We start from the raw sequence: 12,035 nt of genomic DNA on the forward strand, positions 1-12,035 counted from the left end.
GCAACGACCACACGAAATCCGCCTTCGCGGATTGCCGGCTGTGGTGTTCGGGTGAACGGCGTGCGCGCCTTTGCTCCGTCCGCACTCACGCACTCACGCACTCACGCACTAACGCACTCCCTTGAGTCGAACCTACGTCGGCACGTCGGTACCGCGGAACGAAGACCGCCGCCTCCTGACCGGGAACGCGCTGTTCGTGGACGACGTGCAGCTCGAGGGCATGCTGCACGCCGCCTTCGTACGCAGCGACCATGCGCACGGCGTGCTGCGGGGCATCGACGTATCGGCCGCGCTCGCCCGGCCCGGCGTGGTGGCCGTCATCACCGCCGAAGACCTGGGCGACTACTGGCAGCCCGGGCCCCTGCTGGTTCCGCCCCCGCCCATCGACGGCATCGTCTTCAACCAGGCGTCGCAGGTGCCCCTGGCCAAGGACCGCGTGCGGCACGTGGGCGAGGCCATCGCCATGGTGATCGCCGAAAGCCGGTACATCGCCGAGGACGCGCTGGCGGACATCGTCGTCGACATCGATCCGCTGGACCCGGTGGTGGGGCTGGAGGCCGCGCTGGAGCCGGGGGCGGAGATCATCCACCCGCAGCTGGGCACCAACCTGGCCGCGCACGTCGTCCAGCGGCACGGCGACTACGAGACGGCCAAGGCGGCGGCGGACGTCATCATCTCGCGGCGCTTCCATTACGACCGGGGCGCGGCGGCGGCCATGGAAAACCGCTGCGTGGCGGCGCGGTGGGATCCCCGCGCGGAAGAGCTGACCGTGTGGGACACCACGCAGGCACCCATCCCCATCCGCAACGGCCTGGCGCGGATGCTAGGGCTGCTGGAGTCGCGCGTTCGCGTGGTGGCGCCGTACGTGGGCGGCGGCTTCGGGCCCAAGATCATGATGTTCTATCCCGAAGAGGTGCTGGTTCCCTGGGTGGCCATGCGCCTGGGCCGGCCGGTGAAGTGGGCCGAGGACCGGCAGGAGAACTTCTTCGCCACCACCCAGGAGCGCAGCCAGATCCACGACGCCGAGATGGCCCTTTCGGCGGATGGGCGCATCCTGGGGGTGCAGGACTTCTTCCTTCACGACACGGGCGCGTACGATCCGTACGGGCTGACCGTTCCCATCAACAGCCAGTGCACGCTGCTGGGCCCGTACGACGTGCCGGCCTACCACAGCGAGTTCCGCGCGGTGTTCACCAACACCGTCACCGTAACGCCGGTGCGCGGCGCGGGGCGGCAGCACGGCGTGTTCGTGATGGAGCGGCTGCTGGACATCGCCGCGCGGCAGCTGGGGCTGGAGCCCGCGGAGATCCGGCGCCGCAACTACCTGCGGAAGGACGTGTTTCCCCACACCTTCCAGATCCTGTTCCAGGACTTTGCGCCCCTGTACTACGACAGCGGCAACTACGCCCCGGCGCTCGAGGCCGCGCTCGACATCGTGGGCCGCGACACCTTTCCGCGGGAGCAGGCGGCGGCGCGGGCAGAGGGTCGCTACATCGGCATGGGCGTCGTCTCCTACGTGGAAGGCACGGGGATCGGCCCGTACGAGGGCGCGCGGGTGACGGTGGAGCCCAGCGGCCAGGTGCGCGTCGCCACGGGGCTGGGGACGCAGGGGCAGGGGCACTACACCGCGTTCGCGCAGATCGTGGCCGAGGTGCTGGACGTGGACGTGGACCGCGTGCACGTGATCACGGGCGACACGCGCGAGTTCGGATGGGGGACGGGCACCTTTGCCAGCCGCGGCGCGGTGGTGGCGGGTAGCGCGTGCCACGAGGCGGCGCTCGCCGTCCGCAAGAAGGTGTTGGAGACGGGCGCGCGCGTGCTGGGCATTGCGCCGGACGACGTGGAGCTGGCGGCGAACTCCATCCGCTCCCGCTCCAACCCCGACCGGGCGATGACGCTGGGCGAGCTGGCGGGCCACGCCAACCCCCTGCGCGGCGCGGTGACGCCCGGCAGCGAGCCGGGGCTGGAGGCCACGGCGTATTTCGGCCCGGACCACGGCAGCACGGCCAGCGGTGTCCATGCGATGGTGGTGGAGGTGGACCCCGAGACGGCGATGGTGAAGATCCTTCGCTACATCGTGGTGCACGACTGCGGCAAGCTGATCAACCCCATGATCGTCGCCGGGCAGGTGCAGGGCGGCGTGGCGCACGGCATCGGCAACGCGTTCTACGAGCAGCTGGTGTACGACGAGGGCGGGCAGCTGCAGAACGCCTCCTTCATGGACTACCTGCTGCCCACGGCGATGGACGTTCCCAACGTGGAGATGGCCCACCGCGAGACGGACGCGCCCCTGAACCCGCTGGGGCTGAAGGGCGTGGGCGAGGCGGGGTGCATTCCCACCGGCGCCGCCTTCGCGCAGGCCATCGAGGACGCGGTGCCGCACCTGGGGCTGGAGATCCGCGAGATCCCCCTGAGCCCCAACCGCCTGTTCGAGCTGATCCGATCCGCCCCCGGCGTGCGCGTGGAAGCGCTCGCGGCCGACTGACTCCTTTTACCGGCACCGCCCCATGATCGTCGACGGCGAGCACACCTTTCCCGGCCCGCGCCAGACCGTGTGGGACCTGCTGCAGGATCCCGAGGTGCTGGCCAAGGCCATGCCGGGCGCCCGCAAGCTTCACCTGACCGGCGACGGCGTGTACGAGGGCGTCATCCGCATCGGCGTGGGCCCGGTGACGGCCGCGGAGTGGTCACTGAAGGTGGAACTGAAGGACCGCGTGGAGCCCGCGAGCTACACCATGATGGTGGACAGCAAGGGTGCGCTCGGCTTCACCCGCGGCAGCGCGACGGTGAACCTGGACGAGGTGGCGGGGGGGACGAAGATGCGCTACCACGCGGACCTTTCCATCGGCGGCAAGGTGGCGGGCGTGGGGCAGCGGCTGCTGGACCAGGTGGCGAAGATGCTGACGCGGCAGGGGCTCGACGCGCTCAACAAGGAGCTGGAGGCGCGCCTGGCCGCGGGTGGCGGCACAAAATGAAGCCGGCCCCGTTCGAGTACCACCGGCCGGACAGCGTGGAAGAGGCGTTGTCCCTCCTGGCGGAGCACGGCTACGACGCCAAGCTGCTGGCCGGCGGACAGAGCCTGGTGCCTGCGATGAACTTTCGTATGGCCGTGCCCGCCGTGCTGATCGACCTCAACCGCATCGCGGGGTTGGACGGGATCGCGGAGGTGGACGGAGGGCTGCGCATCGGCGCGATGGTCCGCCAGCGCGCGGCGGAGCGCGATCCGCTGATCGCCGCGCGCGCGGCGCTGATTTCGGAGACGCTGCCGTTCGTGGCACACGCGCAGATCCGCAACCGCGGCACGATGGGCGGCAGCATTGCCCACGCGGACCCGGCGGCGGAGATGCCGGCCGTGATGCTCGCTCTGGATGCGCGTTTTCGACTGCGCGGACCGAACGGAGAGCGGCTAGTGACGGCCGGCGAGTTCTTCACGGGGCTGTTCGGCACCGCGCTGGAGGCGGACGAGATGCTGACGGAGATCGAGCTTCCAGCGGCGGGTCCACGCACCGGCTGGGCGTTCGACGAGGTGTCGCGCCGCCACGGCGACTACGCGCTGGCGGGGATCGCCGCGACCGTGCAGGTGGACGAGGCCGGCCGGTGCTCCTCCGCGCGCATCGCGCTCCTGAGCGTGGGCGAGGGGCCGGTCCTGGCCGCGGAGGCCGCGGCTGCACTGGTGGGCCAGGCGCCGGACGAGGCGGCCATCCGCGCCGCGGCTGAGGCCGCCAGTGAGCGCGACGTGGATCCGCCGGGCGACATCCACGCCTCGCCGGAGTACCGTCGGCAGCTGGTGAAGGTGCTGGTGCAGCGGGTGCTGCCGCGCGGGTTCGAGCGGGCCCTCACCCGGCCGCGCTGACACGCGTGCCACCCGCTCCCACAAACCACGTGGGAGAGGGGGTACACTTCAGGCCTGAGTGCGCGTACAAGCCGATGGCGCACAACAGCCTATCATCCTGAGGCCCAGGCGCACCGAACCGGCCCGCACTCCATCCGTCGCGGGCCGAAGGATCTAGCCCGGGGCGCCTCAATGCCGGGGCGCGGCAGCGGACACCGGTGCCGAGGCCTCGGCTTCTGCTGGGGCTCGCCAGAGGTCCGGGGAACCAGTCCCGAACCTGGGATCAGTCCCGGGCACGGGCGAATGAATTCGCTGCAACGACCACACGAAGTCCACCTTCGTGGACTGGCTTGTCCTGGTGTGGGTTGGAGCGTGTGGCGCGTCCAGGCTTGGGGTTTTCCTGTTCGGCGGGCGGGGGTTTCCGCCACGCCCGTTTCGTTCGTAACCTGTACTCGATCATGCGGCCGGCACCCGCGGCCCGCGTGCAACTCAACCCTGTGCTTTTGGAGATCCGATGAAAGTGTACGACCTGTCGCAGCCGCTGAACGAGCAGGCGCCCTTCTGGCCGTACTACCCGCCGTTCGAGGTGAAGTACATCAAGCGCAAGGCCGAGCACGGCGTAAACGCGCAGTACATCCAGACGTCCAACCACATGGGCACTCACCTGGATGCGCCGCGGCACTTCGTCACCGGGGGCATGACCATCGACCAGATCCCCATGGAGTGGCTGTGCGGGCCGGGCGTGATCGTGAACCTGAGCGACGAGATGGACGAGCTCGCGGTGTACACGCCCGAGATGATCGAGTCGCGCGTCGAGGTGAAGAAGGGCGACATCCTGCTGCTCCATACCGGCTGGCACCGCCACGCGCAGTGGGGCGACCAGCCCGACGAGGAGAAGTACATCCACATGCACCCCGGCGCGCATCCGGACATGGTGCCGTGGCTGCTGGAAAAGGAGATCCACATCTGGGGCGTGGACGTGGTGTCCACCGACCACCCGATGGACCTGCCCATCGGCCGCTTCCTGGGCAAGGGGATGCACGGCCACTGCGACCGCGTGCGCGCCGCGGCCGAGCGCAAGTTTGGCGGGCCCGAGGCGGTGGCGCGCCTGTTCCCCGACGAGGACTACCAGCTGACGCACAACAAGCTGTTCGACAAGAACTGCATGCACATCGAAAACCTGGGCGGCGACATCAGCCACCCGGCGCTGCAGAACCGCCGGCTGATCATCGGCTGCTTCCCCTGGAAGTTCCAGGGCGGCGAGGCGGCGTTCGCCCGCGTCGTGGCGTTCGACGGCGAGTGGCCCACGGAAGTCTGACGCGGGAAACCCGGGTTCGAGCGCCGTCGCCGCAAGCCGGTCGCGGCCTCAAGCCCGCAAGCGCCTCGCCGAGGGACGGATACGAACTGCAGAATACGCCTGAGGAGACTCGCTCGGCGGCCGCGTGTGGCCCGAAAGTATGGGGGCCGCGCGGCCGTTTTCCTTGCGGGATCTCCCGCCGCTGCACATCTATGGTCGGAACCTGATCGTCCACGGCCACCCGCGGTCATCAGGAAGGCAGCAGTTTCGTGTTCTTTCCCATTAATGGAACGAGGCCTAATGAGCGATCTCAAGACACTCCTCAGGATTCCCGAAAGGCTCGTGCGGCGCTCGCTGGGGCTGCCGCTGGTGATGCTCGGGTTCTTCCTGGTATACTTCAGCGCGCTGGGCACCCAGGACAACCCCACGTTGGGTGGATACCTCGTCTTCGCCTTCGGCTGCGCGCTCACGCTGGCGGGGCTGGGTTTCATGGCGGTGGAGCTGCGAAGGATCGGCGGGCCGTCGACGACCGTGCAGTCAGCCGTATCGTCGTCCGACCTGGAGCTGACCATCCAGCAGCTGGCGAAGAACCTCGACATCCAGCGGGAGCAGGCTTCGCACGGCTTCATCGCGGCGCTCGTCATGATGGTGCTCGGCACGGGGGTCATCCTGGCCGGGGCCGCGGGGCACATGCTGGGCAGCTCCGGCACATCCAGCAGGATTACGACCGTGGCCGGCGTGATCGTCGAGGTGATCTCCGGCCTGGGGATGGTCCTGTTCCGCAGCACGTCGGCGCGCTTGAACAAGACGTCCGAAAGCCTGCTGGAGATCTGGAAGCTGTTCGCGGCCTTCCGGCACACGGAAACACTTCCCGACGCCGAGCGAACGCAGGTGCAGATCCGGCTGATCGGTCGCCTGGTAGGGATGGATGGCGTAGGTCCGGCACCCGTAACGCCTGTGGAGCCGGAGCTTACCGCGGCTGGCGCGCCGCGGTGACCGGTCCTTCCGTGTACGTGCCGCGATCGGATTCGCGCCGAAGACGCCTCGCCGCCGATCGTTGAGTGGCCAAAGGAGGCGTGAGGACCCTGAATGAGAGATTATCATGGGCGAAAAGAAATTTTGTCAGCGCTGCCGCGGCAGTGGAGCGTGCGCCGAGTGCCGCGGTCAGGGAAAGGTGATGGCCAACGCGGAGCCATTTGACTTCAGCCGCACCGACTGCGGCGATTGTGAAGGTACTGGAGCCTGCCCGTATTGCGATGGAGAAGGTGAGTATGATCCGGATGACGATTAGCGGTCCGCTCAAAGCTCCCGCGTTCAGCGCCTGAAACGTAGAGAACCTGCGGGGCGACATCAGCACCCGGCGGTCCCGAACCGCCGGGTGGTCATAGTATGCTTGGCCTGGAAGTTCTGGCCCGGTCAGGCGGCGTTCGCCCGCTTGGTGGCCTTCGATGGTGAGTGGTCCAACGACGTCTTACAGCGCCAGCCTGCGGCCCGGCACGAACGTAGTGGAGTGATGAAACGCGAGTTGACGCCGCAGGAGAAGAAGCTGCTGAGCTATGCGAAGGACGGCCGCAACACGTTCGCCGAGTCCAGGGGCATCGCGCACAAGGCGATCGCACGGCGTAAGGCGAAGGCCAACCGCGCGTTCCGGCACGAAGAATCGCGCGCCCTGCGGTCCGCGCTGGGCGGCAATGACGATGTGTTCGTAGCGAGGATCAGCCGCAAGTCGTGGCAGAAGCTCCCGGATGCACCGCTGGGTGCGTACGTGGCCGCACGGCTGGGATGCCGGGCGGACGACGGGATGAACACCGTGGATCAGGTGAGCGATCTGGTCACCGCCGGGCTCAAGCGCGCGAAAGTGCGGAGGTTCATGCTCAAGGGCCCGCTGCAGCGCCGACTCCCGTGATGCCCGCGGTGGAGAAACACGATGCCGACGCCGGATCCTAGCGGAGCGCCCGCACCGGAGCCTCGCTACCATGTGCGGTTGATGTTCGAGTGGCGCGGTGGCACCCTCTGGTGCGGCAACGACGCGGCGCGCGACGAGTTCGACGTGGGACCCATCGAGGACGAGCTTCCCCTCACCGACGCGACGCGCCAGCGCCTGGAAGAGCTGTCGGATTGGCACGATACCGCGCTAAATTGGGACGACCCCGGCGGCCCGGGGCTCTGGCCGCCCGAGGAGTACGACAAGTTCCACCAGGCCGCAGTCGAAATCCTGGGCACCATCCGTTCTGAGCTCGGCCCGGACTTCCGGGTGGAATACCGGGGCCCGTAGAGGCGGCGCCCCCTCTCCCCTGCCCTTCCCGCAAAGGACACCTGTTGACCACGAAGTCCAACTCCCGCGCCACTCTCGCACGTACGGCCCTCCGCATCGCGTGCACGGCGTTCTTCCTGGCCGGTGCCGGGGCATGCGAGGATAGCACGGGGAGCGATACGCGAGACGTGACGATCGGCGGAATCTTTTCGCTCACCGGCAACTGGGCGTCGCTCGGCGTGACGAGCAAGGCCGCGATGGAACTCGCGGTGGAAGATGCCAACCGCTTCGCCGCGGGGCGCGGCATCACCTTCCGCGCCGACGTCCGCGATACGAAGCTGGACCCGGCGACGGCGCTCTCGGCGGTGCAGTCGCTGAAGGCCGCGGGCGTGCAGTTGGTGATCGGGCCGCAGTCCAGCGCCGAACTGGCGGCCATCAAGCCGTACGTGGATGCGAACCCGCTGATCGTCGTCAGCCAGTCCAGCACGGCGGGTTCGCTGGCGGTGCCGGGCGACCACATCTTTCGCTTCACGGCGGCGGACAGCCTGGAGGGCATCGCCTCGGCGGCGCTGATGTGGGGTGACGGCGTTCGGACTGTGATCCCCGTCTGGCGTGCGGACGCCGGGAACCAGGGGCTTCACACGGCCACGCGGAGAGGGTTCACCGCGCGCGGCGGCACCGTATCGAGCGGTGTGGAGTACGCGGCGAACGCCACCAGCTACGCGGCGACCATCACCGCGCTGGGCGCGCAGGTGCGGCAGGCGCTCGCCACGCGGCCAGCGAGCCAAGTGGGCGTGTACCTGGCGGGCTTCGACGAGGTGGCGGACGTGTTCGTGGCCGCGGTGGGGGACCCGGTGCTCGCCTCGGTGCGCTGGTACGGCGCGGACGGCATCGCGCAGAGCGGCGCCCTGCTCGCCCGCCCGGCGGCGGTGGCGTTCGCGGAGACGGTCGGCTTTCCGTCTGCGCTCTTTGGGCTGGACCTGGCGGCGAGCGGAACGTGGCAGCCGGTCGCCACGCGCATCCAGCAGCGCGCGGGCATGGCGCCCGACGCCTTTGCACTGGCCGTGTACGACGCGGTGTGGGTGGCGGCGCTGGCGTACCTCGCCTCGCCGGCTACGGTGAGCGCCGACTCGCTAGCTTCGCGCTTCGAGCAGGCGGCGGGCACCTATCACGGCACCACGGGCTGGGCCACGCTGAACGCCGCGGGCGACCGGCAGTACGCCGACTTCGACTTCTGGGCCATCCGCCCGTCCGGCACCGGCCACGCCTGGACCCGCGTCGCGGGGTACGAAACGCGCTCGGGCACGCTCAGCCGGTAACGGGGCCGCGCCGGCCCATCGTTTCGTGCAACCCTAAGTAACTCAGTGAGCGCGACCATGGCTATGACGCCGGTGCTGGTGCGCGTGCAGGCGAAGGGCGGCAAGTTCCTTCCGCCCGACGCGGGCTACTCGCGGGTCACCATCCGGAACGCGGATACCGGCGAAGTGCTGGCACAAGGGCACCGGCCAGGGGCAGTCCGGGCAGCTGACGGGCTCGTTGCTTCCCGCGGCCACGCGCCAGGCGCTGATCACTCCGCAGTGGAACACGAAGTCGCAGCTGTGGCTTTCGGCGTAGCCCGGCCACGCGACGGCGGGCTTCAGCGCGACGCTGCCCCTGGACGCGCCCACCCGCGTGGAGTTCGTGGCCGAGGCGCTGGCCGACGGCGTCCCGAACGGCTACGCCGCGACGCAGACGATGACGCTCCTTCCCGGCGCGGTCCTTTCCGCCGAACGGGAAGTCGTCATGATGATCCCGGGCTGCGGGTGAAGGTCACGGCACGAAGGTGTCGAACGCCGGGGCGTCGGTGGTGGTGACGGCGCAGGTCACGATGATGTGCGGCTGCCCGATCGATCCTACGCTGCCGTGGGTTCCCACGGCATTCGTTGTGAGCGCGTTCGTCAGAGAGAAAGCCGGGCCGTTCGCGCTGGAAAACGTGCATCTCGATTTCCAGACGAGGAACACGTTCGCCAACACGCAGCCGTTCTCCCTTCCCCGCCCCGGCGAGTACGAGGTGGTGGTCACCGCGGTTCAGCCCGCCGAGGGCAACATGGGGATCGTGTCGGGCACGGTCGCCGTCCCCGCATGACGAGGAAGCGACACGACCTCTCCCCGGCAGCGCGTTGATCGATAATGATGTCCCGTGCCCCGGCTTGGCCGGCCGGCCGTGAGCCGGTGCCGCTCTACCACGTACGGCTGATGTTCGAGTGGCGCGGCGGCTCCCTCGGGTGCGGCAACGATGCGGCGCGCGACGCGTTCGGCGTCGGGCACATCGAGGACGAGCTTCCCCTCTCCGACGCGACGCGCCAGCGCCTGGAGGAGCTGTCGGTCTGGCACGACACCGCGCTCGACTGGGACGACCCCGGTGGCTGTGAGAACGATATCGCCCCGCATAGCGACCGCGCCGTCTGGACCGTGTCGAAGAAACGGGACGACATGACGGCTGGTCCGATGATTGGGCAATCCAGCCGATTCCGGCGTCGGCGATTCGCAGTGACCACGGCACTTCGTCACTAACAGCTTGACGCGCCGACGAGATTCCCAATCGCTGTGCGGGCCGAAAGCGGCCCTCGCCCGATGTGGCGACGTTGGAAGGGCGAATGGTTAGGATGGACCGAATCCACACCTAGTAAAAGGATTAGTGACATATGGAACCGAGCACATTTCTTGGGCCAGCCGTAAAGGAGGTGTACGCCTTTGTGAAGGACCGCCTTTCAAAACGGCTCGACAAATCTGACCACTCATGGGCGCCTATATTCGCACGGATGGAAGATTACATCGGTGATGTCCTTCGATGGAGCTCTCGCATTCAGTTCTTCGGCATGCCAGAGGCCGAGGACACCGATACGGCCACCGTCGGTCTTCGCCTTGGAGCGCAACCGCGTCGGTTTCGAGGCTCACGGCACGCCGGCATTACGCTTGGCGAGACAGAGATACTAATCAGTTCTAAACACTATGTCATCTTAGGTGATCCGGGGTCTGGGAAAACTACAACCCTCAAACGCCTCGCGCGTGCAGTTATGCTGAATGAGTCGGTTGCTGATTCCGACATATACCGGCATCCAGTCGTCGTGTTGTTAAGAGACCACGCATCTACACTCAATCCCGATTGTGTAGTAGCTGATGTCGTCGGCATTCCATATCACGTCCGTGAAACTAAAGAGGGAAAACCTTACTATGTCTCTGGTAAACAGCAACTTAGACATAGGATTGTAAATTTTCTGAACGCGAGCAATGCGATTTTGATGCTTGATGGGCTGGATGAAATCCCAGAGGGGACTAGAAGACTGTACGAGAAATGGGCATCGGATCTATCGTTTCGACTGTCTGAGAGCAAGATTTTGATCACATCTCGGACAGGTGATTTCTCGAGGCACTTGGACGGTTTTGATATTCTAGAACTCTGCCCGCTTGCGCCGGAACAGGCAAGAGAAATTGCGAAGAGATGGCTTACTAACCCAGATGATTTCTTGTTCGCACTCCGCAATCTACCGTACCAAGATCTGGCCGATCGACCACTTTTGCTGTCGCAACTGATCGTCTTGTATCGGAGAGAAGGCGCGCTACCCGAGCAACCGTCGCATGTGTATCGGCGGCTGCTACGCCTATTGCTTGAGGATTGGGATAAGGAGCGGGGTATCGATCGATCCTCTCGGTATGCCGGATTTGACCCTGACCGAAAAGCCGATTTCTTGGCGGCGCTGTCCTATCGCTTGAGTTATCGAGTGAACCACTCATCCTTTACCTTGCAGGATCTAGTTGTCGTCTATGGTCGCATCCATCGCCTATTCGGCCTACCAGAATCTGAAGCTACAGCAGTAGCAGAGGAAATCGCTTCCCATAGTGGACTGATCAACGCAGCTGCCTCAGGATTCGAGTTTTCTCACTTATCCTTTCAAGAGTATCTGTGTGCGTGTCACCTAGTTAGGGGACCATTCCCAGAGCATCTGGAAAGTTATGTAGCTGATCGGCCCGGTCCGCTTGCAGTCGCTGTTGCGATCTCATCTAGTCCTGGAAGCTGGTTTGCTGGATTAATACTCAAGGAAAATTCCTTCCGGGCTTTCACCCGGGAGTCGTTCAGTAGCTTTTTTTCGAGGCTGCAGCTTGAACGACCGATTTTCGATCCCAGTCCAGAGTTAGGATTTGCGGTCATGCGAATCTACCATGAGATGGGAGGAGATAGAGAGATACGTCGCACGCTACACTTCATGTTCAAGGACGAGAGCGTACTTGAAAGCATCGCGCGTGCTCTTCAGTTCTATGTAGTTCCGAGCATTGAGATCCTTGGAGCATCAGAATTCCTTCTAAATGCGGAAGTTCAGCCTCCGAGTCGTCTCGACTACACAATGCCAAGTCGCGTTTCTATTCCGGAGGAAGTTCTTAAGGAAGTATTCCGGCTGCGGCAGGTAAACCTTCGGGTCATTGGGACCACCCAGTCGCATAATCTCCGGATAGATGAGGAAGGAAATCTGACAATTGAGTGATCCGTCGCAACTGACTGGCGGCCCCGTTGTTACCTGCACCTGATCCTGTGGGCGGGCAAAGACGCGGCCCGCGACGCGTTCGACTGCCTGCGAGGTACTCAAGAGGATAATCCAATCGACGGACGCTTGCCG

Annotated in this window: 12 protein-coding genes; all 12 read left to right on the plus strand. The window is 66.0% G+C overall.

Annotated features, from left to right (window positions below):
- Positions 1-121: 121 nt before the first annotated feature.
- The 12 genes from VF632_RS09145 to VF632_RS09200 all read left to right on the plus strand — a co-directional run bounded on the left by VF632_RS09145 (position 122) and on the right by VF632_RS09200 (position 11,903).
- A complete protein-coding gene (locus tag VF632_RS09145) occupies positions 122-2,485 on the plus strand; it encodes a xanthine dehydrogenase family protein molybdopterin-binding subunit (protein ID WP_331022569.1) in 2,364 nt (787 codons plus the stop codon).
- A gap of 22 nt (positions 2,486-2,507) precedes the next feature.
- A complete protein-coding gene (locus VF632_RS09150; RefSeq protein WP_331022570.1) occupies positions 2,508-2,975 on the plus strand; it encodes a carbon monoxide dehydrogenase subunit G in 468 nt (155 codons plus the stop codon).
- Positions 2,972-3,853: a xanthine dehydrogenase family protein subunit M gene (locus VF632_RS09155; RefSeq protein WP_331022571.1), complete on the plus strand. Its 882-nt coding sequence runs from the start codon at positions 2,972-2,974 to the stop codon at positions 3,851-3,853. The genes VF632_RS09150 and VF632_RS09155 overlap by 4 nt, the downstream gene beginning before the upstream one ends.
- A gap of 493 nt (positions 3,854-4,346) precedes the next feature.
- The gene (locus VF632_RS09160; RefSeq protein WP_331022572.1) at positions 4,347-5,150 is read left to right on the plus strand and encodes a cyclase family protein; all 804 of its coding nucleotides are present in this window, start codon (positions 4,347-4,349) and stop codon (positions 5,148-5,150) included.
- Between the two features lie 279 nt (positions 5,151-5,429).
- Positions 5,430-6,125, plus strand: a complete 696-nt coding sequence (locus VF632_RS09165) for a TRADD-N-associated membrane domain-containing protein (RefSeq protein WP_331022573.1) — start codon at positions 5,430-5,432, stop codon at positions 6,123-6,125.
- Between the two features lie 517 nt (positions 6,126-6,642).
- On the plus strand, positions 6,643-7,035 hold the full coding sequence (locus VF632_RS09170) for a hypothetical protein (RefSeq protein WP_331022574.1): 393 nt from the start codon (positions 6,643-6,645) through the stop codon (positions 7,033-7,035).
- 81 nt (positions 7,036-7,116) lie between these two features.
- The gene (locus VF632_RS09175) at positions 7,117-7,404 is read left to right on the plus strand and encodes a hypothetical protein (protein ID WP_331022575.1); all 288 of its coding nucleotides are present in this window, start codon (positions 7,117-7,119) and stop codon (positions 7,402-7,404) included.
- Positions 7,405-7,448: 44 nt separating this feature from the next.
- Positions 7,449-8,702 (plus strand): ABC transporter substrate-binding protein, encoded by a 1,254-nt coding sequence (locus tag VF632_RS09180; protein ID WP_331022576.1) that lies wholly within the window; start codon positions 7,449-7,451, stop codon positions 8,700-8,702.
- A 352-nt stretch (positions 8,703-9,054) separates the two neighbouring features.
- The gene (locus VF632_RS09185; RefSeq protein ID WP_331022577.1) at positions 9,055-9,189 is read left to right on the plus strand and encodes a hypothetical protein; all 135 of its coding nucleotides are present in this window, start codon (positions 9,055-9,057) and stop codon (positions 9,187-9,189) included.
- Positions 9,190-9,205: 16 nt separating this feature from the next.
- Positions 9,206-9,508 (plus strand): hypothetical protein, encoded by a 303-nt coding sequence (locus tag VF632_RS09190; RefSeq protein ID WP_331022578.1) that lies wholly within the window; start codon positions 9,206-9,208, stop codon positions 9,506-9,508.
- A 110-nt stretch (positions 9,509-9,618) separates the two neighbouring features.
- Positions 9,619-9,936 carry a hypothetical protein gene (locus tag VF632_RS09195; RefSeq protein ID WP_331022579.1) on the plus strand — a complete coding sequence of 106 codons (318 nt, stop codon included), beginning with the start codon at positions 9,619-9,621 and terminating at the stop codon, positions 9,934-9,936.
- 248 nt (positions 9,937-10,184) lie between these two features.
- Positions 10,185-11,903: an NACHT domain-containing protein gene (locus tag VF632_RS09200; protein ID WP_331022580.1), complete on the plus strand. Its 1,719-nt coding sequence runs from the start codon at positions 10,185-10,187 to the stop codon at positions 11,901-11,903.
- The last annotated feature ends 132 nt before the right edge of the window (positions 11,904-12,035 follow it).

The sequence above is a fragment of the Longimicrobium sp. genome, assembly GCF_036388275.1.
In the GTDB taxonomy this organism is placed as follows: domain Bacteria; phylum Gemmatimonadota; class Gemmatimonadetes; order Longimicrobiales; family Longimicrobiaceae; genus Longimicrobium.

Coding starts and splice junctions, on each gene's coding strand:
- VF632_RS09200 (WP_331022580.1), top strand. CDS start 10,185: ATGGAAGATTACATCGGTGATGTCCTTCGATGGAGCTCTCGCATTCAG.
- VF632_RS09170 (WP_331022574.1), top strand. CDS start 6,643: ATGAAACGCGAGTTGACGCCGCAGGAGAAGAAGCTGCTGAGCTATGCG.
- VF632_RS09195 (WP_331022579.1), top strand. CDS start 9,619: ATGTTCGAGTGGCGCGGCGGCTCCCTCGGGTGCGGCAACGATGCGGCG.
- VF632_RS09160 (WP_331022572.1), top strand. CDS start 4,347: ATGAAAGTGTACGACCTGTCGCAGCCGCTGAACGAGCAGGCGCCCTTC.
- VF632_RS09175 (WP_331022575.1), top strand. CDS start 7,117: ATGTTCGAGTGGCGCGGTGGCACCCTCTGGTGCGGCAACGACGCGGCG.
- VF632_RS09155 (WP_331022571.1), top strand. CDS start 2,972: ATGAAGCCGGCCCCGTTCGAGTACCACCGGCCGGACAGCGTGGAAGAG.
- VF632_RS09150 (WP_331022570.1), top strand. CDS start 2,508: ATGATCGTCGACGGCGAGCACACCTTTCCCGGCCCGCGCCAGACCGTG.
- VF632_RS09165 (WP_331022573.1), top strand. CDS start 5,430: ATGAGCGATCTCAAGACACTCCTCAGGATTCCCGAAAGGCTCGTGCGG.